Origin of the sequence: Kitasatospora brasiliensis (assembly GCF_032654805.1) — a bacterium.
Lineage (GTDB): Bacteria > Actinomycetota > Actinomycetes > Streptomycetales > Streptomycetaceae > Kitasatospora > Kitasatospora brasiliensis.
In genome coordinates this window covers 268,160-293,775 of sequence record NZ_JAUOOW010000007.1, presented here as the reverse complement: position 1 = coordinate 293,775, position 25,616 = coordinate 268,160, and the positions used below count along the sequence as shown (strand labels likewise).

Below are 25,616 nucleotides of genomic sequence, written 5' to 3'. Positions count from 1 at the left end.
TACGAACCCCTTGACCGGACCGCCGCCGCTGCGCGAGCTTGCTGCCATGCGAATGCACTTCATCGGCGCTGACCCGCTCGGCGGCCCGGCCATGGTCTGGGTGGACCTGGACACGGGCGGCATCATCATCAAGGGCCTCAAAGCCCTCCCCGAGGACCTGCGGGCCGTCCCGCCGCCCGGCTCCGAAGCGCTCGAACTGCCGGACCGGATGAAGCCGATCCTCCTGGAGGCGGCCGAGTTCTCCGCGTCGCTCGGGCTGGACCGGGACTGACCGGGCCCTGATGCGGCGGTGACCCGTAAGGGTGCCATGCCCGGTTATTCAGGGGCCGGTTGGCTCTGAGGGAGGACGGCCGCGGCCCGTTCCCGCCCCTAGTGTCCTGCGTGTTCGATCAATCGGAACGCGGAGGGACACATCATGGGCAATCCGGGACGGGCCGTGGCGGCGGTCCTGCTGGCGGCGACGACGGCGGCCACGGCGGCGCTGGGCGCGATCGGCGAGACCGTGGTGGCTGCTGCGGCGCCGGGGGAGGCGAACCCCGGACGGCAGGCGCGGGCCTGGCTGCCGGAACCCAGCGGGCCGTACCCGATCGGCACCACCGCGCTGCACCTCGCCGACGCCGGCCGGGAGGACCCGTGGTGGCCCGGGCAGCGACGCGAGCTGATGATCAGCCTCTGGTACCCGACCTCCCGGCCGGCCTCCGGCGACGACCGCGCCCGGTACATGGAGCCCGTCGCCGGGGCGCACTTCGACGGCCCGGACGGTGTCGGGCTGCTCAACTACGGTACCGAGCCCGGCCGTACCGACTGGTCGGCCATCCGCACCCACGCCCGCAAGGACGCCCCGGCACTGCCCGGCGGCCCGCGCCCGGTCGTGCTGTACTCGCCCGGCCTCGGTGACCCGCGCACCTGGGGGACGGCCCTGGTCGAGGACCTCGCCTCGCGCGGCTACCTGGTGGTCACCGTCGACCACACCTACGAGGCCTCCGAAGTCGCCTTCCCCGGAGGCCACTTGGCCACCTCGGTGCTCCCCGGCATGCTCGGGCGGCCCGACCTGGACATCGGCGCGGTGCTGCGCAAGGCGCTGGCCACCCGGGTGGCCGACACCCGCTTCGTGCTGGACCAGCTCGCCCGGCTCGGCGAACGGCCGGGACTGCCAAGCGGGTTGGCCGAAGGCCTCGACCTCACCCGGATCGGCATGGTCGGCCAGTCCGCCGGAGGCTTCACCGCGCTCCAGACCATGCACGACGACCCGCGGATCGCGGCCGGCATCAACATGGACGGCCAGATGCACTTCCCCGGGCCGGACGGCCACACCGGCGTCCTCCTGCCCACCGTCGCCGAGGACGGCCTGAACCGCCCCTTCCTGCTGATGGGCACCGGGAGTGAGGACTCCGGCAGCTACCGCAACCAGCCCGGCTGGAACGCCCTGTGGCGGCACAGCACCGGCTGGCACGCCGACGTCACCCTCACCGGCTCCCGCCACGGCTCGTACACCGACGCCCAGCCGCTGCTGCCGCAGCTCGCCCGGCAGGGCGTGCTCGGCGCGGACCAACTGCGCCGGGACGTCGGCGACATCCGCCCGGGCCGGGCCGAACTCGCCACCCGCTCCTACGTCGCGTCCTTCTTCGACCGCTGGCTGCGCGGCCAGGACGACCACCTGCTGGACGGGCCCTCGGCGCGCTTCCCGGAGATGGCGTACGAGCGGTAGCGGAGACACCGGGCACCTGGCGGGTAAATCCCCGACCCCGCCCGGGTGTTGGCACCCGAAGACTATGCTGGTCGCGATTCCTGGCAGCGAGGGGTGAGCATGATCGACGTCGACGGGTACCTGGCCGTGCTGGGGGTCGAGCGGCAGGCCGCACCGACCGCCGAGGCGCTGTGGGCACTGCACCGGGCGCACGCGGAGCGGATCCCCTACGAGACCATCGACATCCACCTGGGGCGGCCGACGGGCATCGGTGCCGAGGAGTCCGTGGCCCGCATCCTGCGCGGGCGCGGCGGCTACTGCTTCCACCTCAACGGGGCCTTCAGCGAGCTGCTGACCGCCCTCGGCTACGACGTCACCCGGCACTGGGGCGCGGTGCAGAACACCCTTGAGGAACCGGCGGGCGTGATCGGCAACCACCTCGCGCTCACCGTCCGGCTCGACGATGAGCGGTGGCTGGTCGACACCGGGCTCGCCGGCGCCCTGTACGAGCCGATGCCGCTGCGCGAAGGCAGCCACACCCAGGGGCCGTTCACCTTCGGCCTGGCCCCGTCGGAGGCGCTGCCCGGCGGCTGGCGGTTCACCCACGACCCGCGCGGCGGGTTCGCCGCGATGGACTTCAAGCCGGCCCCGGTGGAACTCTCCGCCTTCGCCGCGGAGCACGTCAGGCTGTCCACCTCGCCCGAGTCCGGCTTCGTCCGCGTCCTCGTGGCCCAACGCCGTGACGCCAAGGGGCATCTCGCGCTGCGCGGCTGCGTGCTGCGCCGGACCGAGGCCGGCGGCACGGACGAGCGGACCATCGACTCGGCCGACGAGTGGTACGACGTCCTGGCCGAGGTGTTCCGGCTGGACCTGGCCGACGTCGACGCCCCCGCGCGGGCGGCGCTGTGGCACCGCGTCCGCACCGCGCACCAGCGGCGGGAGGCCGCCCGGCAGTCGTAGCCGCCGCGGCTAGCGGATCTCCGAGCCCGGGTTGGCCGCGTCCCACCGCTGCCGGGAGTCGACGATCGCGTCGTGGTGGTCGTACGACCAGTCCGTCATCGCCCGCAACAGGTGGGTCAGGCTGTGGCCGAGCGCGGTCAGCTCGTACTCCACCTGCGGCGGCACGGTCGGATGCACGGTCCGCGACACCAGGCCGTCCCGCTCCAGGCGGCGCACGGTCAGCGTGAGCATCCGCTGCGAGATGCCCGGCAGCGCGCGCTGCAACTCGCGGAACCGCCGTACACCCTGGGCGAGTTCGATGACGGTGAGGACTGACCACTTGTCGCCGAGCCGGTCCAGCAGATCGCGGACCCCGCACTCCACGCCGTCCTCGCACCAGATCACCGGACGGGGGGTGGTTACCGCGGTGTGCCCTGCTGACATGAAAGTGCCTCCTTACGCCGGACGCCCAGGCTACCGAGGATGGTCACGCAGCCAAGCGAAATGATCATCTTTGGAGGACCCCATGCTGCTCGTCACCGGTGTCAACGGAGGCCTGGGCGCGCTCGTACTGGAGCGGCTCGCCGGACGGGAGGGCGTCGTGGCCGGATCGCGAACCCCGGAGCGCGTCCCGGCCGGAACGCCCGCCCGGCTGGTGGACTTCGACCGACCGCAGACGCTGGAAGCGGCCTTCGACGGCGTACGGACCCTGCTGCTGATCTCGGCCGGCGCCGGCGAGGACGACGTGGTGATCGCCCGGCACGGCGCCGCGATCGAGGCGGCGGAGCGGGCGGGCGTCGAGCACCTCGTCTACACCAGCCTCTCCGGCGACGGCGACCACCTGCCCTACGCCCTCGCCCACCGCTGGACCGAGCGGCGGCTGCGCGAATCCGCCACCCTGCGCTGGACGGTGCTGCGCAACGGCCTCTACGCCGAGTTCCTGGGTGCGATCGCCGCACCCGGCCCGGACGGGGTGATCGGCGCCCCGCTCGGCGACGGGAAGCTCGCCGCGGTGGCCCGCGCGGACCTCGCCGAGGCGGCGGTGAACGTCGCCCTGGACCCGGGCGCCCACGCGGGCCGGACGTACGAGCTGGTGGGGGAGCGGGCGTTGGGCGGGGCGGAGGTCGCCGAGGCGCTCGGCGCCGAGTACCGCCCGGGCCGGCTGACCGACGCCCGGACGGCGCTGGCGGCCTCCGACGCGTATGACTTCCAGGTGCCGATGGTGGTGGGTACCTACTCCGCCATCGCCCACGGCTTCCTGGCCGGCCCGGGTGGGCCGGGCGACCTCGCGGCCCTGCTCGGCCGCGAGCCCCGCCCGGCCCTGGAGGTCATCGCCGCGGGGCGGTGAACTCCGGTGCCACTACGGGCAACGGCGGTTCGGGGTCGGGATGCAGTCGTCTGGGCCCGGGTCGACCGGGCCGGATCCGTTGGGGTTGAAGTTGGACCACCACAGCGGGGTGCTGCCGGAGTAGACGACCATGTTCCCGGAGTTCTGGATGGCCAGGTAGGCGCCCGGGTGCCCGGCGGTCTTGCTGTTCCACAGCGGGCGCATGGCGGCGTCGTACGCGACGAGGTTGCCGTCGCCCTGCATGAAGAAGGACGTGCCGATGCCGTACGTGCCGACGGCCGTCCAGATCGCGACGCCGTTGTGGTAGAGCACCACATGCCCGTCGTTCTGCTGGAACACCGCGGTGGAGCCGTCGGGCGAGCCCCAGCCCTGGCCCCGGCCCAGGCCGGAGTTGGGCTGCACGACCGTCTGGTTGCCGTCCGACACGGCGGCGGCGACGGTGGTGACGGCGGCCGTGCTCGCGGCGGTGCCGGCGGCCGGAGCGGCCTGGGCGGCCTGGGCGGTGCCGCCGAGCAGCCCGGCGGCCATCAGCGCGGCGCCGAGGACGACGCCGGCCCGGGGAGCGAGAGTACGTGTGCGCATTGCGTGTCACTCTCCTGAACTCGTATGAAGATGACGTGAGTTCTATCAGCTCTCGTGAGTCCTGACCATGGGGTCGGTTTCGGCCATGTCAGTCCACCGGGTCCGGTGCCCGCCGTCCACCGCTTGTCTACCGGTGCCTCGTACGTTCTGCCGTGGTAAGGTCACCGACCTTCTGGAGAAGGCATGTTGCGGCTGCGAACGACTGTCCGGCCGGGCCGGACACCGGGGGGATCGCCTGGCCGTCCTCCAGGTCCATGCGGATGAGGGTGGACGCCGGCACGGGGACCGCCACGATGACCAAGCCGCCGACCGCGATCGCGGACGGTGGGCGCAGTCTGGCCGGAACTGCGTTCACCCACATGGAAGTCGACATCGGCCATGCCGCCGACCGGGTGCTCGACGGTCCCGGACCCATCGGCACCGCCTTCGCCTCCCCGACCTGGGCGGGAGCGACGCTCGGCAGTGGCTCAGCCCCGCTCCGTAGCACCGTTGCGGCCGCCTTCGCTCCTGTGGCGAGGGCGGCCGCAACGGTAACGTCGGCCGGTGGTCACATGCCGCCGCCGAGGGTGACCCCGCCGTCCAGGACCAGGGTCTGGCCGGTGACCCAGCCGGCGTCGGGGGAGAGCAGGAAGGCGACGGCGCCGGCGATGTCCTCGGGGACGCCGAGGCGGCCGAGCGGGTAGGCCTTGGCGACCTTCTCCTCGCGGCCCTCGTACAGGGCCTCGGCGAACTTGGTCTTGACCACGGCGGGGGCGACGGCGTTGACCCGGATGCCCTGGGGGCCCAGTTCGGAGGCGAGTTCGGTGGTGAGCCGGATCAGCGCGGCCTTGCTGACGCCGTACATGCCGATGCCGAGCGAGGAGCGGATGCCCGCGATGGAGGCGACGTTGACCACCGAGCCGCCGTGCTCGCCCATCCAGGCGGCGTGCGCGCGGCGGGTCCAGGCGAGCGGGGCCAGGACGTTGACGGCGAGGATCTTGGCGGCGACGGCCTCGTCGGTCTCCAGGACCGGCCCGTACACCGGGTTGATGCCGGTGTTGTTGACCAGGTGGTCGAGCCGTCCGAAGGCCTCCAGGGTGCGGGCGACAGCCTCCTCCTGGTGCGCCGGGTCGTCGGCCTTGCCCGCGACGGCGATCGCGTTCTCCGGGCCTCCCAGGTCGCGGACGGCCTCGGCGAGCGGCTCCGGGTTGCGGGCGGTGAGGCAGACCTTGGCCCCGCGGTCGACCAGCTCGCGCGCGATGCCGAGGCCGATGCCCCGGCTCGATCCGGTGACGACGGCCACCCGGCCCTTGAAGGAGTGCACCACGGAGCGTCCTGCCTTTCCTGCGGGGGTCGCCGGCATCTGCCCTGCCACCTGCTGACTAAGCGCTTGCTCAGCATGCTGTGGGTGAGGGAGCCTGTCAACAGTCCGTCGAACACGACAGCCCGCCGAACGCCCGTGCGATCGGCGGGATGGTGGGCGGGAATGCCTGTACGAGTTCTCTGCGAGGATGACGCCCATGACCAGCACCCCGCTCGCCGACCTCTGGCCGACCCTGCCCGGCGCCGACGCCCGCCCCGAAGCGGCGTACCGGCTGCTCCAGGCCGCCGTCGAGTCGTTCGCGGAGCGCGGCTTCCACGCCACCACGACCCGGGACATCGCCACCGCGGCGGGGATGAGCCCGGCCGCGCTGTACATCCACTACCAGTCGAAGGCCGCGCTGCTGGCCGAGATCAGCCAGGCCGGGCACGCCGCCACACTGACCCTGGTCCGGGACGCGGCCGCCGGTCCGGGCGGCCCGGCCGAGCGGATGCGGCGGCTGGTCGAGCAGTTCACCGCCTGGCACGCCCGCGCCCGTACGGTCGGCCGGGTGGTCAACTACGAGCTGCACGCGCTGCCCGAGGACGCCTACGCGGTGGTCGCGGCGCTGCGCCTGGACATCGAGCGCGAGGTCAGCGCGCTGATCGAGGCCGGCGCGGCGGCCGGCGACTTCCAGGTGGCCGAGGTGCGCACGGCGGCCCGGGCGGTCACCTCGCTCGGCATCGACGTCTCCCGCTGGTACACCGGCAACTCCACCGAGACGCCGGAGGAACTCGGGCGCCGCTACGGCGAGTTGGTGCTGCGGATGCTGGGCGCCGGGGTCTGAGGCCGGAGGGGTCTTGACCTGCCCGCGGGGCGCGAGCAGACTCGTATACGAAGTACGTGTCCCTCGTACGTGTGCCTCGTATGTGTACGGCGCCCACCCGGGCGCCACCCGGCCCGGACAGACGGACGGACCCCCGCGCGGCCCCGCGCCGCGCACCCCAGCACCACCCCTCCCGCGGCGACCACGCCCCCGACCGGCGGCGCCGACGGGAGCAGACCCCGACCCGGGCCGGTCCGGCCGGCCGTGCCGACGGGCCCGTGCGGCCCGGTGGCACCGGAACGGCGCGCGAGACGCGCCGGGCGCGGCCCGGGCGGAGGGAGAGGGGAGGCGCGAGCGATGCCTTCCCGGCACACCGACCCCAACCCACAACCGAGCCCCGACCGGCGATCGAGTCCGGTCCGCCCCCGCTTCTGGCTGGAGACGGCCCTCGGCGGGCTGTCCGGGCTCCTGTTCCTGCTCACCCTCCTGTGGCCGCAGTGGATGGAGACACTGCTCGGCCTCGACCCGGACGCCGGCAGCGGCACGGTGGAATGGCTGGTGGTCGCGCTGGCGGCCGCCGTCACCGCCGCCTGTGCGCTCGGCGCGCGGTTCGAGTGGCGCCGGGAGCGCCCGGCCCCGCTGCTGCGGCCCGATGAGCGCATCGGAGGACCGTCATGACCGACACCGCACCCGCCGCCGCGTCCGCCGCCGCACCCCGGCTGACCGAGCTCGTCCGGAGTGCGTCGCTGAGCTTCCTGGGCACCGTCACCCGGATCGCCGGCACCTCGCTCCCGTTCCTCTCGGCCGAGGCCGTGAACGAGCGGACGGCCGTGGTGCGGGTGGATCAGGTGCTGCACGCCCCGCCCGCCTTCCGGCAGCTCGGCGGCAGTGAGATCACCGTCCAACTGTCCCCTGACGAAGACCTGTTGAAGGTCGGCGACACGGCAGCCTTCTTCACCCGGGGGATGGTCTACGGGGAGGGCCTGGGCGTCACCGAGGTCGGCCGGCTGCCCGCCGACGCCGTCCGCTCGCACGTCGCGCTGGCCGCCACCACGGCCGACGAGCTGCCGTTCTCCTCGGTGCAGCGGGAGATCCGGGACCAGGACCTGGCCGCGCACGCCGGCCAGGCGGACGCCGTCGTCGTCGCCACCGTGGTCGGCCTGGAGGACCTCGGCCTGCCCGACTACTCCGAGCACGCCCCGCACTGGTGGCGCGCCACGCTCGACGTCTCGCTCGCCGAGTCCGGCAGCGCCACCCCCGGACGGACCACCGTCCTCTACCCGAGCAGCGGGGACGTCCGCTGGAGCCGGGTGCCCAAGCCGGTGCCGGGGCAGCTGGGCCTGTGGCTGCTGCACGCCACCGAGGGCGACCTGGCCGCCCGGGCGCCGTACCGGCTGCTCGACCCCGACGACTACCAGCCGGCGCAGAAGCTCGCCGTGCTGCGGGAACGGAGGTGAGCGGACATGCCCACCATCAAGGTCGTCGACATCACCCCCAGGGCGCTGAGCGGCGACACCAACCTGGACAGTGAGCCCAACCTCGCGGTCAACCCGGAGAACCCGGCCGAGATGGTCGCGACCGCCTTCACCCCCGACCCGATGGGCGGGCCGCTCGCCCCCGTCTACGTCTCGACGGACGGCGGGAACACCTGGGTGCTCAACAGCGTCGTCCCGGGCAACGGGGGGCTCGGCACCGGGGACATCAGCGTCGGCTTCGGCGGACAGGGCGGGCGCCTCTACACGGGCATCCTCAACGGCACGACCGGTGACCTCCAGATCCTGCGCGCCCCGGCCGTCACCTCGCCCACGCCGATGACCGTGCTCGTCGACCGGAGCGGGGAGGACCAGCCGTGGGTGGTCGCCACCACCGTCACGGCGAACGGCCACAGCACCGACCGGGTCTACATCGGCAACAACGACGTCGCGAAGCAGCCGGGCGCCAGCGCCACCGTGGACGTGTCGAACGACGCCGCTACCGGGCCCGCACCGGCCGGCTTCGCGCCCGTCCTGCTCGACCGGCGGGCCGGCACCCTCTTCGACGGGCCGCCGGTACGGATCGCCGCGCACCCGGACGGCACGATCTACATCGCCTTCATGAGCGTCACCGCCACCGGCCAGGCGGCCCAGATGACCTTCGACGTCGTGGTGACCCGCGACGACAAGGGCGGCATCGGGCCGACCCCCTTCGAGGACCTCCTCGACTCGGCCGACGGCGAGGCCGGCCAGCGGGCGGTCACCGCCCGCAAGGTCCGGTTCAACCCGAAGCTGCGGACGCTGGGCCAGGAGCGCACCGGCGCGGACCTGTCGATCGCGGTGGATCCCACGGACTCCAACAGCGTGTGGATCGCCTACTGCGACAACCTCGGCGGCACCGCCCCCACCGACTACGTGCTGCACAGCCTGCACTCGACGGACCGGGGGCAGACCTGGTCCACGGCCCGCCCGGACGTGATCGACGGCAAGAATCCGTCGTTCGCGGTCAACTCCGCCGGTCTGGTCGGGCTGGTCTACCAGCAGCTGGCCCACAACCAGTGGTCCACGGTGCTGGAGCTGACCGGTGACGGCTTCGCCACCACCGAGAGCCATGTGCTGCACCAGGCCCCGGGCGACATCCCCCCGGCGGGCGTACAGCTGCCCTACCTCGGCGACTACATCCGGATGGTCACGGTCGGGACGGACTTCTACGGCGTCTTCGCCGGCAACAACACCCCCGACCAGGCCAACTTCCCGGTGGGCGTGACGTACCAGCGCAACGCCAACTTCACCACCCACCAACTGCTCAGTACGGACGGCGTGACGCGGGTGCCGCCGTCCATCGACCCGTTCTTCTTCCACCGGGCCGCCTGAGCGCGGATCCCGCGAGGGCGCCCGCCACGACCGGTCGTGGCGGGCGCCCCGCTGTCGGGCACTGTGGCTTGGTGGTTCAGGCGGCGGCCAGGCAGAACTGCACCAGCCCGGCGTCCACGTCGAGGACGATCTGTTCCATCTCCGCCCACCGCGGGTGGAACTCGGTGCCCCACTCGACGGTGAAGCCGAGCACCTTGCCCTGGTCCGGGTCGGCGAAGTGGCGGGAGTAGACGTAGTCGTCGCTGGTGCCGCTGGTCGGGTACAGGTGGAAGCCGGTGATCGGCCGGTAGGACAGGCCGCGCACGCCGTTGACACCCGTGCAGAACGCCTCGGCGAGCTGCACGGCGGTGTCCTCGTCGTCCTTGGGGATGTACTCGGCGTACGCGAGGTCGCCGGGCAGGCCGCGCTTGCCGTCGTAGTCGGAGTTGCGGAAGTTCATGTCCGGGTCGACCGACTGGTTCTCGTCGTCGCCCCAGTTGTAGAGCATGTCCTGGGAGTAACTGTGCACGTCGACGAACCATCCGGTCAGCGGGAACTGGTCCAACAGCCACTGGACGTTCTGGGTCTCCGGCTCGGAGAACGCGCTCGGGCCGGCGTAGACCTGCGGGTCGCACGGATCGTTCGACACCTGGGGGTTGGCGTTCGGGGCGAAGGCGGTGACGAAGTCGAAGAGGAAGTCGTAGTTGCGGTTGAGGTCGATGCCGACGCAGTCCGGGTTGGCGCTGCCGGCGGCGTTGGCCGGGTTGCGGTTCTTGCGCCACATCGGCCGGACGGTCTGGCTGTAGTGTCGGCCGTCGGGGTTGACGAGCGGATAGATCACCAGGTCGATCCGGTGGAGCAGGTCGCTGACCTGGGCGGTCGTGAACCTGGTGCCTCCGTAGCCGAGGCCGGTGCCGTCGCGGTGGGCCTCCAGCAGGTCGGCGGCGAGGTGAACGAGGATCTCGCAGCTGCCCCACTCACGGGCGTGGACGCCGCCGATCATCATCACGACCGGCTTGGGGGCGACCGCGGGGACGCCGATCTGGAGGGCGTGGGCGGTGCGGGCCTCGAACGAGGGATTGGGCAGGGTGACGAGCTGGGTGACGTCGGGGTAGGCGGTGGCCAGACTGGTCACGGCGGACTCGACCTCGACGACGTTCAGGTACGGCATGACGGGCCTCCCGGGTCAGCCGGAGATCTTCTCGGCCAGGCCGTGCGGGACGGCGTCGGCGGGGGCGAACCGGTCGCCGCCGCCGACGTCGGCCTGGGCGGCGCGCCCGGCCTCGCTGGCGTTGCCGATGCGGGTCACCGTGACGCCCTCGCGTTCGAGGGCCTGGACCTGGTCGGCGGGGGCGTAGACGTCGATGCCGACGCGGCCGTCCGCCTCGACGTGCGGGCGTCCGCCGACGTCGGGACGGGCCTCGCGCAGCAGCGCGCGCAGGGTCTCCCGGTCCTTGGCGGTGACGCGGAGCCGGAGGATGTCGGGTCGGGAGGGTGGGGACGGTCGGGTGGGAACGGCGGACATGGTGGCCTCTTCTCGGGCGCCGGGGAACGCGGCCTGCGGCCTGGGCTCATGGCGCCGATGGGAGCGGATATGTCCGACGTGTACCTCGTATCCTCAGGATGCGTCGCCGCCGTAGAACCCGTCAAGGGACGGCTTGGGCATCCCGTCGAGCAGGCTGTCCAGGCCGGCCAGCATCTCGGCGTCGTCGTCGAATTCGGCGAACCGGGGCACCAGGGCGCGCAGCCGGGGGTAGTCGGCGGCGGGCAGCCGGTGCAGGCCGAGCCGAAGGACCGGGTCCGGCTCGTTGGGATTGTCGACCACCTGGCGCTTGTCCACCAGCAGACAGCCGAGGTTCCAGGCGACGAAGGTGCGGTAGACGGTCAGCGAACCCGCGTCGTCGAATCCGGCCCGGCCGAGCACGGCGAGGATGTGCTCGGTGAGTTCGAGCACCGAGGCCGGGCGGCGGGCCACCGGGACGGCCAGCGGGCGGGTCGCGACCAGCGGCAGGATCTCCGGGTGGGCGTGCGCGGTGGCGGCGAACGCCTGGGCGATCCGCCGCAGTTCGGCGCGCCAGCCGTCCTCGCGGGGGGTGTCGCGGCGGGTGCCGGTGCGCAGCCGGGCGTTGATCTCGTCGAAGTAGGCCTCGACCAGGCCGTCGATCAGCGCCTCCTTGCCCGGGGTGTAGCGGTACAGGGCCATCGACTCCACGCCGAGCTCGGTCGCCAGCCTGCGCATGGTCAGCGCGGCCAGGCCCTCGCGGTCGACCAGGGCCACGGCGGCGCCCAGCACCAGCGGGCGGCTCAGCCGGCCCCGCCTCTCGGGGGCGTCCTGCTCGGCCATGTCCGCACTCCTCCGGGTCGGTGACAGCGTCGTCGGCCGGGTCCGGGCCGGCCGGATCTGCGGTGTGCAGGGCCTGCTGCCGGGCGGGGTCTTCGGCGGATGTCACTCAGCGGATACAGAACCAGGATACAAGGTATGAATCAGGCATAAGCGGGCGAACGGATTCCGGCGGTCGACACGCCGATCCCGCTGGTCAGCCGACCGGCCGGTGTGGTGGGCGCGACGACTGGCGCGGCGGAGCCGACTGCGCTGCGTAGCGGTTGCGGCCCCGGTCTTGCGGGTTGGCGGTTGGCGGCGGTCATGCGGCTCGGCGGCTCGGTCGGTCGGCTGGCCGGTGGTGTCGTGAAGGGCGGCGGGAGCCGGTGTGGTGCGCGGCGACCGCTGCGCGGACGCCCGGGGTCGGCCGGTTCGTCAGTGAAGAGGTGGGGCCCTACGGCATGCCGCCGGTCGCTCAGTCAAGCAGCGGCCGGACGGCGAGGGCGGCGAAGGCTCCGGCGGTGAACGCCGCCCGGGCGGGGATGCCGTCCTGGCTGCCGCCGCCGAGGACGAGGGCGGCGAAGTAGAGGACGGTCAGCGGGTTCAGCAGGGTGATGCCCAGCAGGGTGAGGAAGGCTCGGGCGGGGGTGGGCGGCGCGGCCCGCGGGCCGGCGTCGCTGCCGGGGCGGCTGCGCGGCGCGGTGACGGCCGTCCGGGCGGCCAGGGCCGGCAGGACCAGGGCGGAGACGATCCGCAGCGGCCGGGCGACCGGGTCGAGCAGCGGGGCGAGGCCGGTGCCGCCGGCCGTCGCGACCAGCGCGTACAGCCCGTCCGCGGTGGCCATGCCGAGGGCCGCGCAGGCGCCGGTGTGCAGCGAGGTGCGTGCGGTGAGCGAGACCAGGTGGGCCCCGACGGCGCCCACCGGGACGGCCGCGCCGAACCCGGCGAGCAGCCCCGCGACCAGCGCGGCGCTCACGCGCGGGCGATGTCGGGCCTGCGGAGGTGCGGTGGCAATCGGATGTTCCGGGCGCCGGGTAGCGTGGGGCCGAACCGTGACGCGACCGTCCCGAAGGAGAACAGATGCCCCGTCAGAACGACTTGGTGCGCTCCCTGTTGGCAGAGGTCTGGGCCTCCTGGGCTGAACGCGGAGCGGCCCTGGACGCCAAGGACTGGGACCGACCGACCCGGCTTCCGGCGTGGACGGTACGGGAGTTGTACGCGCATGTGGCGCCGGTGCCGGAGATGTTCACCGGGCTGCGCGGCGTCGTTCAAGACGGGCCGGCCGAGGTGACGGACGGCGCCGGCATCCTGCGCGCCTACAACCGGCCGGGCGGCATCGCCCACACCGCCGCCGAGCAGGTCGCGGATGCGGCGAAGCAGGCCGCCGAGGCGGTCGAACCCGCTGTACTGATCGCCCGGTTCGGCGTCGAGGGGCCGGCCGCGCTGGCCGGCCTCGCCGATCTGCCGCCGGCCACCACGGTGGCGCACCCGCTGCTCGGCAGCGTGACGATCGGCGCGCTCGGCGAGGTGGCGCTGATGGAGGCGACGGTCCACCTGCTCGACCTGATCGCGGCCGTCGGCGGACCGCCGCCCGCCGAGGGCGCGCTGCGCTTCACCCGGGCGCTGTTGGCGGAGCTCGCCGATCCGGTGGCCTTCATCGAGGCGGCGACCGGCCGCGGCGACCGGCCGGTGCTCCCGGTGCTGCGCTGAGGATCTGACGCGGGTGCCCCGCACCGGGTGGGGCCGGTGCGGGGCGCTGGGGCGGGGCGGGATCAGCCCAGGGCGAGGGCGCGGATGCGGTCGGCCGCGCCGTTGAAGTAGTTCTGGTCGCCGGGGAAGGTGCCGGCGTCGGCGAACTGCCAGATGGTCTGGTAGCTCCAGCCGGCCGGCAGGGTGCCGACGGTGGAGGCGTAACGGGCTATCCAGAGCGGGTTGGTGGCGCCGAAGCCGCTGTAGTTGCCGGTGCACTGAGTCCACCAGTTGGTGGTGGTGTAGATGGTGGGGTAGCGGCCGGTGCGGGTGTGGACGGTGTCGCTGAAGGAGCGGATCCAGCTGACCATGGCGCTCTGGCTGAGGCCGTAGCAGGTGGCGCCGTAGGGGTTGTACTCGATGTCCAGCGCGGGCGGCAGGGTCTTGCCGTCGGCGGACCAGCCGCCGCCGTGGCTGACGAAGTAGTTGGCCTGGGTGGCGCCGGAGGAGACGTCCGGCAGCGCGAAGTGGTAGGCGCCGCGGATCAGGCCGGCGTTGTACGAGCCGTTGTACTGCTGGGCGAAGTTGGGGTTGGTGTAGCTGGTGCCCTCGGTGGCCTTGACGTAGGCGAACTTGCCGCCGTTGGCGGACACCGACGACCAGTTGACGTTGCCCTGGTAGCTGGAGACGTCCAGCCCCGGGGTCTGGGTGGCGGCGAGGGTGGCGACCGGCGCGGCGGCGCCGCGGCCCTCGTGGGTGGCGACGGTGGAACCGGCGAAGTCCTGGTCGGGGTGGAAGTTCTGGTGGCCGTGGGCGGCGGGGGCGACAGGGGCGGGCTCGGCCGCGTACGCCGGGGCGGCGACACCGGCGACCAGGGCGGTCACGGCGGCGAGGGCGGCCACGGCGGGCAGGCGGCGGGCCGATCTCTCGGTGCCGGCGGTACGGGCGGTGCGGGGGGAGCGGGGCATGGGGCACTCCGTAAGGTGTTAGGCGGCCCAGGAGGGCCGGATGTGGCTTATGGGGTCTTGCCTTCAGTGGCTCCTGAGGAGTGGCCGTCCGGCTCTCCGGGGCGCCCTGGCTGCTGATTGAGATGTGCGCGCTGTGTGCGGTCGCTGTTTACGGAGACGACGGCGGGGTGTTCCTCGGGCCAACGTGATGCCGGTGGGAGCGAGGAGGGGCGAGTGAGTGAGCGAAGTGCCTGTGTCTGGGCGGGTGTTGACGCCGGGAAGGGCCATCACTGGGCGGCCGTGGTCGACGAGGGTGGCGCCACGCTGTGGTCGAAGAAGGTCGACAACGACGAGACCGCGATCCTGACCGCGCTCGGCGAGATCCTCGCTCTGGCCGACCGGGTCCACTGGGCGGTGGACATCTCCGGGACGTCCTCCGCCCTGCTGCTCGCGTTGCTCGCCGCGCACGGTCAGCAGGCTGTCTACGTGCCCGGCAGGACCGTCAACCGCATGGCCGGCGCCTACCGGGGCGAGGCGAAGACCGACGCCCGTGACGCCTACGTCATCGCCGAGACCGCCCGCCACCGCCGGGACTTCACCACGATCGAGGTACCCGCCCAGCTCGCGGCCGACCTCGCCCTGCTGACCGCCCACCGCTCGGACCTGGTCGCCGACCGGGTACGGATGATCAACCGGCTCCGCGACGTGCTGACCGGTATCTTCCCGGCCCTGGAGCGGGCCTTCGACTACTCCGCGCACAAGGGCGCCCTGGTCCTGCTCACCGGCTACCAGACTCCCGCCGCGATCCGTCGCCGCGGCCGGGCCCGGCTGACGGCCTGGCTGGCCAACCGGGGTGTCCGCGGCGCCGATGCCGTTGCGGCTACCGCGCTGGAGGCCGCCGAGGCCCAGCGCACCGTGCTGCCCGGTGAGGACGTCGCCGCCGCCATCGTCGCGGACCTGGCCGCGCAGATCCTGGCCCTGGACGACCGGTTGAAGCGGGTCGACAAGCAGATCCGCGACACCTTCCACGCCCACCCGCAGGCCGAGGTCATCGAGTCCTTGCCCGGCATCGGCCCGATACTCGGCGCGGAACTCGTCGTCGCGGCCGGCGATCTGACGGCCTACGCGGACGCCGGGCACCTCGCCTCGGCGGCCGGGCTCGTGCCCGTCCCCCGCGACTGCGGACGCCGCACCGGCAACCTGCGCCGGCCCAAACGCTACAGCCGCCGCCTGCGCAGGGTGTTCTACCTGTCCGCGCAGACCAGCATCATCAAGGACGGCCCCAACCGGGACTTCTACCTCAAGAAGCGCGCCGAGGGCTGCAAACACGTCCAGGCCGTCATCGCGCTGGCCCGCCGACGGGTCAGCGTCCTGTGGGCCCTCCTGCGCGACAACCGGGTCTTCACCCCCGATCCCGTCGCGCAGACGGCTTGACTCAATCATTGAGACTCCTCTGGATCCGGGCGTGGGGAGGGTCGAAATGACCCGGTATGGCCAGGGTCTGAACGGCCGTACGGAAGAGTAGCCATGTACCCGCCATCGCCACCAGGCATCTTTTTTCACATGGTGAACGCATGTCACATGGGGCGGAACACCATGACCGGCAAGCGGCGTTGCCGGTGTTGCCGGTTCCGGCGACCGCGAAACGGCGAGGTGGGGAGCGTGCGGCGGCGCCGGGGCGGGCCCGGGGGGTGGGCCCGAGGGGCGCCGGGCGCCCCCGGCGTGCTGTGGCACGATGCCCATGGGCCGGCCACCACGGGCGGCCCCCCGCACGTGAGGAGAGCTCCAGTCATGCACGAGACCGCCGCCGGGACCGATCCCGAAGCCGCCGCCGACGCCCCCCGGCCTGCCGGACAGCCCGTGTTCCGGTCCGCCACGGCCGCCGACGTCCCGGCCCTGGTCGAGCTGGTCGAGTCCGCCTACCGGGGCGACTCCAGCCGGGCCGGGTGGACCACCGAGGCGGACCTGCTGGGCGGCCGGCGCACCAATCCGGCGGCCGTCACCGAAGCGGTCGGCCATCCCGAGGGCCTGGTGCTGCTGGCCGAGCGGGACGGCGAACTGGTCGCCTGCTGCCAGTTGGAGCGGCGCGGCGATCGGGCCTACTTCGGCATGTTCTCGGTGCGCCCCGGGATCCAGGGCGGCGGCATCGGCCGGGCCGTGCTGACCGAGGCGGAGCGGTTGGTCGGCGAGGAGTGGGGCGTCGGCGCCATGGAGATGACGGTGATCGAGCAGCGCCCCGAGCTGATCGCCTGGTACGAGCGGCGCGGCTTCCGGCGCAACGGCGAGTTCAGCCCGTTCCCGTACGGCGACGAGAACTTCGGCATCCCGCAGCGGTCGGACCTCCGCTTCGTTCACCTCGTGAAGGAGCTGACGAGCGACTCGGAGAGCTGACGGGCGGGGCGGGGCGGGCGGGTCGGGAGTGGCGGGCGGATCGGGGAGTGGCGGGCGAGTCGGGAGTTGACGCCCCTGTGAAACGGCTCGCCCGCCGGGTCCGGTTCAGCTTCGCGCGGCCGGATTTCCGCAGGTGACGGGGCGTCAACTCGTTGAGCTGGGGCGATGCGGAGATGTCATACCTCGTTCATGATTGGTCTAGGCCAATATGAGAGGCTGAGCGCGAACGGCCACGTACCGTCCGCTGCCCAGGGGGCCATTTCCGCATGCCCGTACTCCATGGCACCGCCATGCCCGCACCCGACACCGGTCCGCGCCGGACACCCGCGGACCCCGACGGCCACCGACTGCCCGCCCCGCCGGACGACCAGGAGCTCTACTGGTACTTCGGCCCGCAGCGCCGCTGGGTGCTGCTCTGCGCCACCCTCTCCTACGCGGGAGCCACCGCCACGCTCGGCCTGTTCGCCCTCAGCAAGCCGCTGCTCTGGCCGTTCCTGCTGCTCACCGTGCTCAACGCGGCCACCTGGCTGCTCTCGCTCGCCGACGGCCAGCGCGCCCGCCGCTTCACCCGCGACTCGCACGACCTGCTGCTGCGCGCCTGGAGCCCCGCCCGCCACCCGAGCGTGGACCTGCTGCTGCCGACCGCCGGCGAGCCGCTCGCCGTCCTGGACAACGCCTACCGGCACACCGCCGCCGTCCGCTGGCCCGGCGAGCTGACCGTGCTGGTCCTCGACGACGCGGGCCGCCCCGAGGTGCGCGAACTCGCCGAGTCCTACGGCTTCCGGTACCACGCTCGCCCCGACCGGGGCCGGTTCAAGAAGGCCGGCAATCTCAACCACGGCCTGGCCGAGGGCGGCGGCGAGATCGTCGCCGTCCTGGACGCCGACTTCTGCCCCCGCCCCGACTTCCTGCACCACCTGGTGCCCTACCTCGACAACCCCGAGGTCGGCATCGTGCAAAGCCCGCAGTGCTTCGACACGGACGCCGACATGTCCTGGCTCGAACGCGCCGCGGGAGCCACCCAGGAGATCTTCTACCGCTGGATCCAGCCCTCCCGGGACGCCCAGGACGGCACCGTCTGCTGCGGCACCAACGCCCTCTACCGCCGCGCCGCGCTGAAGCGGATCGGCGGCTTCGCCGAGATCGACCACAGCGAGGACCTCTACACCGGCCTCGCCCTCGCCCGCGCCGGATGGGCCACCCGCTACGTTCCCGCGCTGGTCGCGAAGGGCATGTCGCCCACCGGCCTGCCCGCCTTCATCAGCCAGCAGTACCGCTGGTGCCTCGGCTCCCTGGCCCTCGTCCGCGACCCGGACTTCCGCCGCGGGCCACTGTCCCGCTCCGCCCGGCTCTGCTTCTGGAACGGCATCCTCGGCTACGTCACCAGCGCGGTGAACGTCTTCGCCGTGCCGCTGCCGGCCCTGATCATGCTGTTCTTCAGGCCCGAGGAGATCCAGCCCTGGCAGGTGCTGCCGTTCCTGCCGCCGATCTGGGTCGCCCTGGTGCTGCTGCCCGCGATGTCCCGCACCCGCTGGCGCTTCGAGGTCACCCGGGTCCAACTCCTCGGCGGGCTCTGCCACGTGGTCGCCATCGCGCACGCGCTGCGCCGCCGCTCCGCCGACTGGGTGCCCACCGGCGCCGTGTCCGGCGGCAGTTCGCTCGCCCGCGCCGTCGCCCGGATCGGTATCGGCTGGCTCGGGCTCGTCGTCCTCGCGGGCGTCGCCGGACTGGCGCGGGCCGTGCTGCTGTACGGCTGGCGGCCGTACTGGGCGCTCGCCGGGCTGCTCGCGCTCACCGCGTACACCATGGTCCCGCTGATCCGGGAGCTGTGGCCGCTGCTGAACGGGACGAACGGCGGCAAGGGCGCCGCCGTCGGCGAGGTCGCCGCCCCCGCGCCGGGCCGCTCCGACCTCGGGTTCGGACGCTCCGAGGCCGTCGCCGTCACCGCCGTGCTGCTGCTGTGCGGGCTGCTGGCATCCGGCTGGGCCGATCCGCTGATCTTCTGACCCTTCGTCAACTCGCTGACGAATAACCGAGTTTCCTTGCGCGTCGCCCCACCGGCGCGGACACCGCCCGGCCGCCCCAACGGCCCGGCGGCCCGACAACCCGCTGCCAGCCCTGCAAGGAGCGCCGCCGTGCCAACGGCCGTACCACCACAGTCGTCCTCTCCCGGGATACCCACCGCGGACCTGCTGCCCGGCGTCGTCCGGCTCGGCCCGGACCCCGCCGCCCCGCAGCCCGTCGCCGCCACCGCCACCGCCACCGTCGCCGAGAGCGGGCAGCCCCGCCGGCGCACCGCCTTCCGCCCCGACATCGAGGGGCTGCGCGGCCTCGCCGTGCTCTGCGTCCTCGCCTTCCACTCCGCCGTCCCGGGCCTCACCGGCGGCTACATCGGCGTCGACGTCTTCTTCGTCATCTCCGGCTTCCTGATCACCGGCCTGCTCATCGGCCGCCCGCTCGGCCTGTGGGACTTCGCCGCCCGCCGGGCCCGACGCATCCTGCCCGCCGCCGCCACCGTGCTGGTCGCCACCGCGGCCGCCGGCGGCGCGCTGCTCGACCCGCTGCGCGGCACCGACCTCGCCCGCGACCTGATCGCCGCCGCCGGACAGTTCGCCAACTGGCGCTTCGTCGGCGAGCAGACCGACTACCTGGCCGCCGAACGCGACCCCAGCCCCCTCCAGCACTTCTGGTCGCTCGGCGTGGAGAACCAGTTCTACCTGCTCTGGGGCATCCTGCTGCTCGGCCTCGCCCGCTACCTGCGCGGACGCCGCCGCACCCTGGCGATCACCCTCGCCACGGTGGCCGTCGGCGGCATCTCGCTGGCGCTCTGCCTGCGCTGGACGGCCACCTCCGCGCCGCTCGCCTACTTCTCCACCGGCAGCCGGCTCTGGGAGTTCGCGGCCGGCGCCTGCGCGGCGCTCGCGGGCTCGGCACCGGCCATCCGCGGTGAGCGCCGCCCGGTGCGCTGGTCGCTGCGGGTGCTCGGCTGGGGCGGCCTGGCGGCCGTGCTGGCGCCGGTCGTCCTCTACGACCGCGACACGCCGTTCCCCGGCACCGCCGCGCTGCTGCCCGTCCTCGGCACCGCCGCCGTCCTGCTCGCCGGGCACGGCCCGCTAGGCGCCGCCGACGCCGGACGCCTGCTCGCCACCCGCCCGCTGCGCGCCGCCGGACGGCTCTCCTATGCCTGGTACCTGTGGCACTGGCCGGTGCTGACCATCGCCCAGGCCCGGTGCGGCGCGCTGCCCTGGACCACCCTGCTCGTGCTCACGGCCGCCAGCGCGCTGCCCGCCTGGCTCACCCTGCGCCTGGTCGAGCAGCCGCTGCGGTACGGCAGCAGCCCGGCGCCCCGGCGCGGGCTCGCGATCGGCGCCAGCGCCCTGGTGATCCCGCTGATCGCCGCCCTCACCCTCGGCGGCGGCACCGTACGCGCCCTCGGCGACCCCGCCGCCGGGCCGGTGGCCGCCCCCGCCGGAGCCGTCGACGGCCCGCTCCTGCTCGCCCCCGGCAGCCGGGTGCTCACCCTGACGCCCCCGCTCGCCCGGGCCCGGGAGGACTTCCCGCCCGGCCGGGGCTGCGAGATCCCGCTCAACGCCGACCGCAGCCCGCGCTGCCTGTTCGGCGCCGAGGACAGCCCCGACCGGATCGTGCTGCTCGGCGACTCGCACGCCGGGCAGTGGATCTCCGCCGCCCTCGCCCTGGCCGAGCAGCGCCACTGGGCCCTGGAGGTCCTGGTCAAGCCCGGCTGCCCGCTGGCCACCCTCACCGTGCGCAACAACGTGCTCGGCCGCACCTTCGAGGAGTGCGACCGCTGGCGCGAGAACACCCTCACCCGGCTGACCTCCGGCCCCCGGCCGCGCCTCGTCCTGATGGCCGGCCTGAACCGCTACGGCAGCCGGCAGGAACGCACCGAGGGCTGGACCCGCACCCTCGACCGCCTCACCGCCCTCGGCGCCCCGCTCGCCTACCTCGGCGACACCCCGATGCCCGGCAAGGACATCCCGACCTGCCTGGCCGCCTCCGACGGGCGCTCGGACGCCTGCTTCTTCCCCCGCGACACCGCCTTCGAGCCCGACCCCCTGCTGGACGGCGGGCTCGCCGCCCGGTACGGCGTACGGACCCTGGACCTCGGCCCGCTGCTCTGCCCCGGCACCGGGCCCTCCTGCCCGGCAGTGCTGGAGGGCGTGGTGCTGTACCGGGACACCGGGCACATCACCGACACCCTGGCGCGGGTGCTGGCGCCCCGGCTGGACAAGGGGCTGCTGGGGGCGCCGGGAGCCCCGGCCGCGTCGGCGGCGCCAGGGTCGTCGGCCCAGTCGGCCCGGCCGATGCAGCCAGTGCAGCCAGTGCAGCCGATGCAGTCGGTGCAGCCGGTTCAGCCGTAGATGTTGTGGCAGAGCCGGGCCTGGTCCGACCCGGCCGGCCAGTGACCCGCCCGTTCGGCCTGGTCGCAGATGCCGCTCCGGTTGCCGCCCGACCCCGCCCCGGAACCCGCCGGGGCGGGTGCGCCCGACGGGCCGTGGGCGGGCGTGGCGTGCTGGCTGTGCGCGGGCTTGGGGTGAGCGCTCGCCGAGGCGTGCTGGGCGTCGCCGGTCGGGGCGGCCCCCGGAGCCGGCGCCGCCGCCGTGGCCGGCGCGCTCGTCGCCCCGGCCCCGCTCGCTGCCGCCGCCGCGCCCGGGGTGGGCGGCGGCAGCGGGGACGGCGCGGGCGTCAAGGGCGACGGCGGGGCCGGCTCCAGGCGCTCCGCCGGATCCGAGGCGGTGGGCGAGGCGTCCGGCGACGCCGTCAGCTGCGCCTCGTCACCCCCGCTCGGCCCGCACATCGCCAGGACGGAGGCCAGCACGGCACCCGTCCCGACCATCGCGGCCGTCCAGGCCTTGCGCGACAGGCGCCTCGGCGGCGGGGACGCGGGGGGCGGGGTCGGGGGGACGGGCGGCGGCTGCCAGGCGTTCTGCGGCCACTGCCACTGCCCTCCGGTGGGCTGGTCAGTCATGTACGTGTCCCTCCAGCGGCCCCCCTTGACCTTTTTGTGCTCAACGAGTGCGCCGACGCCGGGACATGACCCGGAAGAGGGGTTTGAACGGGCGTTGATTGCCACCACGCCACATGCTGGGGGGCATGGAGACCAACAGCACGTCCAATGCCCTCGTCGAGGTGGCCGAGTTCGGGACCGACAGCCGCTACCGCCTGGTCCACTTCGAGGGCCACGGCTGGGAGCCGCTCGCCCCCGAGGAGTTCGAGCCGCGCGTCCACCAGCTCTTCCCCGACCTCGACCCGCACGACCCGCAGCGGGTCCAGTGGGCCGACCACCCCTGGGAATGGCCCGCCTGGCACCCCGGCGAGGCCTGAACCCGGGTCCGTTAGGCTGCTCGGGTGAGCGTGGATCAGATGTGCGGCCGCCCGCTCGGCCGGGAGACGCGGTGAACGGCACCGCCGGGCCGGCCGGCACCGCGGGCTACGGCGAGGCGGCCGAGCAACTCGCCGTCCAGTACGAGAGCGTGAGCTTCGCCGAGGTCCACCGCGACCTGCACCACCGGTATCCGGAGCCGCCCGCCGCCGTCCTCGACATCGGTGCCGGCACCGGCCGCGACGCCGCCGCCCTTGCCGCCCTCGGGCACCGGGTCGTCGCCGTCGAGCCGACCCCCGAACTCCGTGCCGTCGGCGAGCGCCTGCACGCCGGTACGGGCATCCGCTGGGTCGCCGACGCGCTGCCCGAACTGCCGCTGCTGACGGCCGAGGGCGAGTGCTACGACCTCGTCCTGCTCACGGCCGTCTGGATGCACCTGTCCCCGGCCGAGCGCCCGCCCGCGATGGCCGCCCTCACCCGCCTGCTCGCCCCCGGCGGCCGCCTCGCCCTCACCATCCGGCACGGCCCCGTCCCGCCCGGCCGCCGGATGTTCGACCTCCCGCCCGAGCCCACGATCACCCTCGCCGCCGCCCACGGCCTGCGCCTGCACCACCGCGCCGCCCGCCCCGACCTGCACGGCCGGGACGGGGTGCACTGGACGGCGCTGCTCTTCGAGCGGGAGGCGTAGCCGCTCAGCCGATGCCCGGGCGGACGGTCTCGATCGGGAGCGGCCGCCAGGCGACCTCCTCCTCGGTGAGGTCCGCCGCCTCCAGGGCGGCGATGGCGATCGGGCAGCCGCTGATGTAACGGGAGGCCTCCAGGCGCTCGGCGAAGACACCGATCGGCCGCTCGGCGAGGGTGGCGGCGTCGGCGCCCTCGGCGGCCAGGCCGGTGAGCAGCGCTTCGACCTCCTGGCCGGCCTGGGTGAGCGCAGCGGCCACCAACTGGTCCTTGCCGCCCGGGAAGTGGGAGTGGAGCGAGCCGCGCGGGGCGCCGGTGGCGGCCAGAATGCGATTGAGGCCCGTCCCGAAGTAGCCCTGCGCCTCGACCAGTTCCAGGGTGCCGGTGATCAGCCGGGCCCGGGTCGCCTCGCCCTTGACTCCCATGCGGCGAGAGTGGATCGGTCCGCGCATTCCTGTCGACGGGCTCGCTTCGCCCCCTCGAAGCGCCTTGCTCGGAAGCGGAGTTGGCCAGGGGGCCCGGTCCGGCGCAGCTCCTTCGGAAGGTGCCCCCGGTCGTTCGGCAGCAGCACGGCCGGCGGTCGGCCGGGGCCGGTAGCGCGGCACGATCAGCGTGCGGTGGGCGGAGATCAAGACGAGGATCAAGTCGCCCCGGCGTGACGCGCCGCGGTCCGCGTCCGGTTGCGGATCAGCCTGTGTGGGCCTGGTCGAGCAGGGCCAGCTCCTCCGTCGACAGGCGCAGCGCGCCTGCGGCGATGTTGTCCTCCAGGTGCGCCACGTCGCCGGTGCCCGGGATGGCCAGCACGTGCGGGCCGCGGTGCAGGGTCCAGGCCAGCCGCACCTGGGCGGTGCTCACCCCGCGCGCCTCGGCCACCGACCGCACCTGGGCGGGCTCGGACTCACCGAAGCCGCCCTCCCGGCCCGCACCGGCGATCGCGTAGAAGGGGACGAAGGCGATGCCCTGTTCCCCGCAGAGCCGCAGCAGTTCGTCCTGGCCGGGCGAGGCGCCGATGCCGTACGGGTTCTGCACGCAGACCACGGGGGCGATGGCCTGGGCCTCGGCGAGCTGGTGGGGGTGGATGTTGGACAGGCCCAGCTGCCGGATCAGCCCGGCGCGGCGCAACTCGGCCAGGGCGCCGAAGCGTTCGGCGATCGAGTCGGTGCCGAGGACGCGCAGGTTCACCAGGTCGAGGTGGTCGCGGCCGAGCTCGCGCAGGTTCTGCTCGACCTGGGCGCGCAGCAGCTCGGGGGTGCGGGCGTGCTCGGCCCAGGTGCCGTCGAGGTGGCGGCCTGGGCCGACCTTGGTGGCGATCACCAGGTCGTCGCCGTACGGTGCGAGCGCCCGGTTGATCAGCTCGTTGGCGGAGCGCAGCGGGGAGAAGTAGAAGGCGGCGGTGTCGATGTGGTTGACGCCCAGTTCGACCGCGCGGCGCAGCACCCGCAGCGCCTGCTCGCGGTCGCGCGGTACGGCGTGCGGGACGAGTGCCGGGCCGGTCTGCGGCAGCCGCATCGTGCCGAAGCCGATCCGGTGGACGGGGCGGTCGCCGAGCTGCCAGGTGCCGGAATCGGCAGCGGTCCTAGGGGAGTTCACGATGGCGTTCGAAGTCATGTCGGTCATGATCGCTAGTGAACTGTTCCGACCGCTACCGATTCGAACATGTTGGAAGCGGCGGCATCGGCGGTTAGGCTGCCCGGCGTGGAGAAGGAACACCGGCTGACCGCCTTCGACGGGCGGCTCGTCCTGGACCCGGACAGCCGGATCGTCACCGTGGACGGCCGGGAGGTGCGACTCACCCACGCCGACACCAGGCTGCTGCGCGGTCTGATCGAGCTCGGCGGGGGCGTGCACGACTCGGAGACGATCCTGTGGAAGGTCTACCGGATCGTGCTCCACCCGGTCGAGTTGCGGTACCCGATGGCCGTCCTACGGGTGAAGCTCGGCGAGCCCGTCTGGATCGTGCGGACCGGGGAGGGCTACGGCCTGCGGCCCCCGGAGCTGCCCTAGCCGGGCGGCGGCGGTTCCTACCGGGCGCTGAGGTCCCCGAAGGTCGCCCGTCCGGTCGGGCGGTAGGTGCCGATCACCACGCCCGCCCCGGTGGTGCGCGACTCCGTCAGCGCGAAGGAGGTCGGCAGACCGCCGTCGGGGAAGAGCCGGGCGCCCCGGCCGAGGACCACCGGGAAGACCAGCAGGTGGTACTCGTCGATCAGGTCGTGGGCCATCAGGGTGCGCGCCAGCGCCCCGCTGCCGTGGATCTGCACCTCGCCGTCGAGGTCTTCCCTCAGCCGGGCGACCTCGGCCGGGACGTCCCCGCCCAGCACCGTGCTGTGGGCCCACGCCGGGTCGGTGAGGGTCCGCGAGGCGACGTACTTGGGCTTGTCGTTCAGGGCGGTGGCGATCGGGTCGGCCGGGTCGGTCACGTTCGGCCAGTAGGAGGCGAAGATGTCGTACGTCCGCCGCCCGAGCAGGAAGGCCCGCGCCCGGCCGAGCACCTCGGCCATGTGGCCGCCCATGTCGTCCTCGGCGAACGGGGCCAGCCAGCCGCCGTACGGGAAGTCGTCGGCGGGGTCCTCCTGCGGGCCGCCGGGGGCCTGCATCACTCCGTCGAGGGTGAGGAAGGTGGTGAGGGTGAGCCTGGCCATCGTCGGTCTCCCTGCGTGCCGGTGCCGGGTGGGGTCCCCTCCGCCGGCCACTGTGACAGACCGGCGGCTCCGGTGGGCGGACCGATTCACCCACTGGGCTGACGGCCCCACCGTCGGCC

Annotated in this window: 27 protein-coding genes and 1 pseudogene; 16 read left to right on the top strand and 12 right to left on the bottom strand. The window is 73.7% G+C overall.

Going from position 1 to position 25,616, the window contains the following annotated elements; genetic code table 11:
* Nucleotides 1-46: 46 nt before the first annotated feature.
* The 3 genes from QWJ13_RS27330 (at nt 47) to QWJ13_RS27320 (ending at nt 2,647) form a co-directional block, all read left to right on the top strand.
* Nucleotides 47-271 carry a hypothetical protein gene (locus QWJ13_RS27330; RefSeq protein WP_316527769.1) on the top strand — a complete coding sequence of 75 codons (225 nt, stop codon included), beginning with the start codon at nt 47-49 and terminating at the stop codon, nt 269-271.
* Nucleotides 272-415: 144 nt separating this feature from the next.
* Nucleotides 416-1,708, top strand: coding sequence for an alpha/beta hydrolase family protein (locus QWJ13_RS27325; RefSeq protein WP_316527768.1), 1,293 nt, complete (start codon nt 416-418; stop codon nt 1,706-1,708).
* A 99-nt stretch (nt 1,709-1,807) separates the two neighbouring features.
* Complete coding sequence (locus QWJ13_RS27320; protein WP_316527767.1) at nt 1,808-2,647, top strand: arylamine N-acetyltransferase family protein; 840 nt, start codon at nt 1,808-1,810, stop codon at nt 2,645-2,647.
* Nucleotides 2,648-2,656: 9 nt separating this feature from the next.
* Here the strand turns inward: QWJ13_RS27320 and QWJ13_RS27315 are convergent, their stop codons facing one another.
* Complete coding sequence (locus QWJ13_RS27315) at nt 2,657-3,070, bottom strand: winged helix-turn-helix transcriptional regulator (protein ID WP_316527766.1); 414 nt, start codon at nt 3,068-3,070, stop codon at nt 2,657-2,659.
* A gap of 82 nt (nt 3,071-3,152) precedes the next feature.
* On the opposite strand from QWJ13_RS27315, the gene QWJ13_RS27310 reads away from it, so the two are divergent.
* Entirely contained in the window at nt 3,153-3,974 is an 822-nt protein-coding gene (locus tag QWJ13_RS27310) for an NAD(P)H-binding protein (RefSeq protein ID WP_316527765.1), read from the top strand.
* A gap of 12 nt (nt 3,975-3,986) precedes the next feature.
* Here QWJ13_RS27310 and QWJ13_RS27305 read toward each other — a convergent pair whose 3' ends face one another.
* A complete protein-coding gene (locus QWJ13_RS27305; RefSeq protein WP_316527764.1) occupies nt 3,987-4,556 on the bottom strand; it encodes a hypothetical protein in 570 nt (189 codons plus the stop codon).
* A gap of 547 nt (nt 4,557-5,103) precedes the next feature.
* The gene (locus QWJ13_RS27300; RefSeq protein WP_316527763.1) at nt 5,104-5,898 is read right to left on the bottom strand and encodes an SDR family oxidoreductase; all 795 of its coding nucleotides are present in this window, start codon (nt 5,896-5,898) and stop codon (nt 5,104-5,106) included.
* A 157-nt stretch (nt 5,899-6,055) separates the two neighbouring features.
* Between QWJ13_RS27300 and QWJ13_RS27295 the strand changes: the two genes are divergently transcribed.
* The 4 genes from QWJ13_RS27295 to QWJ13_RS27280 all read left to right on the top strand — a co-directional run bounded on the left by QWJ13_RS27295 (nt 6,056) and on the right by QWJ13_RS27280 (nt 9,507).
* A complete protein-coding gene (locus QWJ13_RS27295; RefSeq protein ID WP_316527762.1) occupies nt 6,056-6,682 on the top strand; it encodes a TetR/AcrR family transcriptional regulator in 627 nt (208 codons plus the stop codon).
* A gap of 336 nt (nt 6,683-7,018) precedes the next feature.
* Complete coding sequence (locus QWJ13_RS27290; protein ID WP_316527761.1) at nt 7,019-7,339, top strand: ABC transporter permease; 321 nt, start codon at nt 7,019-7,021, stop codon at nt 7,337-7,339.
* Nucleotides 7,336-8,118: a hypothetical protein gene (locus tag QWJ13_RS27285; protein WP_316527760.1), complete on the top strand. Its 783-nt coding sequence runs from the start codon at nt 7,336-7,338 to the stop codon at nt 8,116-8,118. The genes QWJ13_RS27290 and QWJ13_RS27285 overlap by 4 nt, the downstream gene beginning before the upstream one ends.
* Nucleotides 8,119-8,124: 6 nt before the next feature.
* Nucleotides 8,125-9,507: a hypothetical protein gene (locus tag QWJ13_RS27280; RefSeq protein ID WP_316527759.1), complete on the top strand. Its 1,383-nt coding sequence runs from the start codon at nt 8,125-8,127 to the stop codon at nt 9,505-9,507.
* Between the two features lie 76 nt (nt 9,508-9,583).
* On the opposite strand, the gene QWJ13_RS27275 is transcribed toward QWJ13_RS27280, so the two are convergent.
* From QWJ13_RS27275 to QWJ13_RS27260, 4 genes and pseudogenes are all read right to left on the bottom strand, one after another.
* Nucleotides 9,584-10,657, bottom strand: a complete 1,074-nt coding sequence (locus QWJ13_RS27275; protein WP_316527758.1) for a M14 family metallopeptidase — start codon at nt 10,655-10,657, stop codon at nt 9,584-9,586.
* 15 nt (nt 10,658-10,672) lie between these two features.
* Nucleotides 10,673-11,011: a hypothetical protein gene (locus tag QWJ13_RS27270; protein WP_316527757.1), complete on the bottom strand. Its 339-nt coding sequence runs from the start codon at nt 11,009-11,011 to the stop codon at nt 10,673-10,675.
* A gap of 93 nt (nt 11,012-11,104) precedes the next feature.
* Nucleotides 11,105-11,830 carry a TetR/AcrR family transcriptional regulator gene (locus QWJ13_RS27265; RefSeq protein ID WP_316527755.1) on the bottom strand — a complete coding sequence of 242 codons (726 nt, stop codon included), beginning with the start codon at nt 11,828-11,830 and terminating at the stop codon, nt 11,105-11,107.
* A gap of 457 nt (nt 11,831-12,287) precedes the next feature.
* A pseudogene (locus tag QWJ13_RS27260) lies at nt 12,288-12,782 on the bottom strand (LysE family transporter); the annotation flags it as partial.
* A 104-nt stretch (nt 12,783-12,886) separates the two neighbouring features.
* Here QWJ13_RS27260 and QWJ13_RS27255 point away from each other — a divergent pair.
* Nucleotides 12,887-13,516: a maleylpyruvate isomerase N-terminal domain-containing protein gene (locus QWJ13_RS27255; RefSeq protein WP_316527753.1), complete on the top strand. Its 630-nt coding sequence runs from the start codon at nt 12,887-12,889 to the stop codon at nt 13,514-13,516.
* 62 nt (nt 13,517-13,578) lie between these two features.
* Here the strand turns inward: QWJ13_RS27255 and QWJ13_RS27250 are convergent, their stop codons facing one another.
* A complete protein-coding gene (locus QWJ13_RS27250) occupies nt 13,579-14,463 on the bottom strand; it encodes a lysozyme (RefSeq protein ID WP_316527752.1) in 885 nt (294 codons plus the stop codon).
* A 213-nt stretch (nt 14,464-14,676) separates the two neighbouring features.
* On the opposite strand from QWJ13_RS27250, the gene QWJ13_RS27245 reads away from it, so the two are divergent.
* From QWJ13_RS27245 to QWJ13_RS27230, 4 genes are all read left to right on the top strand, one after another.
* Entirely contained in the window at nt 14,677-15,876 is a 1,200-nt protein-coding gene (locus QWJ13_RS27245) for an IS110 family RNA-guided transposase (protein ID WP_316527751.1), read from the top strand.
* Nucleotides 15,877-16,233: 357 nt separating this feature from the next.
* The gene (locus tag QWJ13_RS27240; RefSeq protein ID WP_316527750.1) at nt 16,234-16,833 is read left to right on the top strand and encodes a GNAT family N-acetyltransferase; all 600 of its coding nucleotides are present in this window, start codon (nt 16,234-16,236) and stop codon (nt 16,831-16,833) included.
* Between the two features lie 266 nt (nt 16,834-17,099).
* Nucleotides 17,100-18,839, top strand: coding sequence for a glycosyltransferase family 2 protein (locus QWJ13_RS27235; RefSeq protein WP_316527749.1), 1,740 nt, complete (start codon nt 17,100-17,102; stop codon nt 18,837-18,839).
* A 129-nt stretch (nt 18,840-18,968) separates the two neighbouring features.
* Nucleotides 18,969-21,215: an acyltransferase family protein gene (locus tag QWJ13_RS27230; RefSeq protein ID WP_316527747.1), complete on the top strand. Its 2,247-nt coding sequence runs from the start codon at nt 18,969-18,971 to the stop codon at nt 21,213-21,215.
* Here the strand turns inward: QWJ13_RS27230 and QWJ13_RS27225 are convergent.
* Nucleotides 21,206-21,823, bottom strand: a complete 618-nt coding sequence (locus tag QWJ13_RS27225; protein WP_316527745.1) for a hypothetical protein — start codon at nt 21,821-21,823, stop codon at nt 21,206-21,208. The two genes, QWJ13_RS27230 and QWJ13_RS27225, sit on opposite strands and share 10 nt — an antisense overlap.
* Nucleotides 21,824-21,948: 125 nt before the next feature.
* On the opposite strand from QWJ13_RS27225, the gene QWJ13_RS27220 reads away from it, so the two are divergent.
* Both QWJ13_RS27220 and QWJ13_RS27215 read left to right on the top strand, forming a co-directional pair.
* Entirely contained in the window at nt 21,949-22,179 is a 231-nt protein-coding gene (locus tag QWJ13_RS27220) for a hypothetical protein (protein ID WP_316527743.1), read from the top strand.
* A 71-nt stretch (nt 22,180-22,250) separates the two neighbouring features.
* On the top strand, nt 22,251-22,865 hold the full coding sequence (locus tag QWJ13_RS27215; RefSeq protein ID WP_316527741.1) for a class I SAM-dependent methyltransferase: 615 nt from the start codon (nt 22,251-22,253) through the stop codon (nt 22,863-22,865).
* 4 nt (nt 22,866-22,869) lie between these two features.
* Here the strand turns inward: QWJ13_RS27215 and QWJ13_RS27210 are convergent, their stop codons facing one another.
* Together QWJ13_RS27210 and QWJ13_RS27200 are read right to left on the bottom strand one after the other, a co-directional pair.
* Entirely contained in the window at nt 22,870-23,283 is a 414-nt protein-coding gene (locus QWJ13_RS27210) for a TetR/AcrR family transcriptional regulator (protein WP_316527740.1), read from the bottom strand.
* 262 nt (nt 23,284-23,545) lie between these two features.
* The gene (locus QWJ13_RS27200) at nt 23,546-24,466 is read right to left on the bottom strand and encodes an aldo/keto reductase (protein WP_432277621.1); all 921 of its coding nucleotides are present in this window, start codon (nt 24,464-24,466) and stop codon (nt 23,546-23,548) included.
* A gap of 87 nt (nt 24,467-24,553) precedes the next feature.
* Here QWJ13_RS27200 and QWJ13_RS27195 point away from each other — a divergent pair, with 87 nt between their 5' ends.
* Nucleotides 24,554-24,862, top strand: a complete 309-nt coding sequence (locus QWJ13_RS27195) for a hypothetical protein (protein WP_316527738.1) — start codon at nt 24,554-24,556, stop codon at nt 24,860-24,862.
* Between the two features lie 17 nt (nt 24,863-24,879).
* Here QWJ13_RS27195 and QWJ13_RS27190 read toward each other — a convergent pair whose 3' ends face one another.
* Nucleotides 24,880-25,497 carry a dihydrofolate reductase family protein gene (locus QWJ13_RS27190; RefSeq protein WP_316527737.1) on the bottom strand — a complete coding sequence of 206 codons (618 nt, stop codon included), beginning with the start codon at nt 25,495-25,497 and terminating at the stop codon, nt 24,880-24,882.
* Nucleotides 25,498-25,616 lie beyond the last annotated feature (119 nt).

Bases quoted from the DNA above. Each gene is read 5' to 3' on its own strand.
- QWJ13_RS27330 (WP_316527769.1), top strand. From the start codon at position 47: ATGCGAATGCACTTCATCGGCGCTGACCCGCTCGGCGGCCCGGCCATG.
- QWJ13_RS27325 (WP_316527768.1), top strand. From the start codon at position 416: ATGGGCAATCCGGGACGGGCCGTGGCGGCGGTCCTGCTGGCGGCGACG.
- QWJ13_RS27320 (WP_316527767.1), top strand. From the start codon at position 1,808: ATGATCGACGTCGACGGGTACCTGGCCGTGCTGGGGGTCGAGCGGCAG.
- QWJ13_RS27315 (WP_316527766.1), bottom strand. From the start codon at position 3,070: ATGTCAGCAGGGCACACCGCGGTAACCACCCCCCGTCCGGTGATCTGG.
- QWJ13_RS27310 (WP_316527765.1), top strand. From the start codon at position 3,153: ATGCTGCTCGTCACCGGTGTCAACGGAGGCCTGGGCGCGCTCGTACTG.
- QWJ13_RS27305 (WP_316527764.1), bottom strand. From the start codon at position 4,556: ATGCGCACACGTACTCTCGCTCCCCGGGCCGGCGTCGTCCTCGGCGCC.
- QWJ13_RS27300 (WP_316527763.1), bottom strand. From the start codon at position 5,898: ATGCCGGCGACCCCCGCAGGAAAGGCAGGACGCTCCGTGGTGCACTCC.
- QWJ13_RS27295 (WP_316527762.1), top strand. From the start codon at position 6,056: ATGACCAGCACCCCGCTCGCCGACCTCTGGCCGACCCTGCCCGGCGCC.
- QWJ13_RS27290 (WP_316527761.1), top strand. From the start codon at position 7,019: ATGCCTTCCCGGCACACCGACCCCAACCCACAACCGAGCCCCGACCGG.
- QWJ13_RS27285 (WP_316527760.1), top strand. From the start codon at position 7,336: ATGACCGACACCGCACCCGCCGCCGCGTCCGCCGCCGCACCCCGGCTG.
- QWJ13_RS27280 (WP_316527759.1), top strand. From the start codon at position 8,125: ATGCCCACCATCAAGGTCGTCGACATCACCCCCAGGGCGCTGAGCGGC.
- QWJ13_RS27275 (WP_316527758.1), bottom strand. From the start codon at position 10,657: ATGCCGTACCTGAACGTCGTCGAGGTCGAGTCCGCCGTGACCAGTCTG.
- QWJ13_RS27270 (WP_316527757.1), bottom strand. From the start codon at position 11,011: ATGTCCGCCGTTCCCACCCGACCGTCCCCACCCTCCCGACCCGACATC.
- QWJ13_RS27265 (WP_316527755.1), bottom strand. From the start codon at position 11,830: ATGGCCGAGCAGGACGCCCCCGAGAGGCGGGGCCGGCTGAGCCGCCCG.
- QWJ13_RS27255 (WP_316527753.1), top strand. From the start codon at position 12,887: ATGCCCCGTCAGAACGACTTGGTGCGCTCCCTGTTGGCAGAGGTCTGG.
- QWJ13_RS27250 (WP_316527752.1), bottom strand. From the start codon at position 14,463: ATGCCCCGCTCCCCCCGCACCGCCCGTACCGCCGGCACCGAGAGATCG.
- QWJ13_RS27240 (WP_316527750.1), top strand. From the start codon at position 16,234: ATGCACGAGACCGCCGCCGGGACCGATCCCGAAGCCGCCGCCGACGCC.
- QWJ13_RS27235 (WP_316527749.1), top strand. From the start codon at position 17,100: ATGCCCGTACTCCATGGCACCGCCATGCCCGCACCCGACACCGGTCCG.
- QWJ13_RS27225 (WP_316527745.1), bottom strand. From the start codon at position 21,823: ATGACTGACCAGCCCACCGGAGGGCAGTGGCAGTGGCCGCAGAACGCC.
- QWJ13_RS27220 (WP_316527743.1), top strand. From the start codon at position 21,949: ATGGAGACCAACAGCACGTCCAATGCCCTCGTCGAGGTGGCCGAGTTC.
- QWJ13_RS27210 (WP_316527740.1), bottom strand. From the start codon at position 23,283: ATGGGAGTCAAGGGCGAGGCGACCCGGGCCCGGCTGATCACCGGCACC.
- QWJ13_RS27200 (WP_432277621.1), bottom strand. From the start codon at position 24,466: ATGACTTCGAACGCCATCGTGAACTCCCCTAGGACCGCTGCCGATTCC.
- QWJ13_RS27190 (WP_316527737.1), bottom strand. From the start codon at position 25,497: ATGGCCAGGCTCACCCTCACCACCTTCCTCACCCTCGACGGAGTGATG.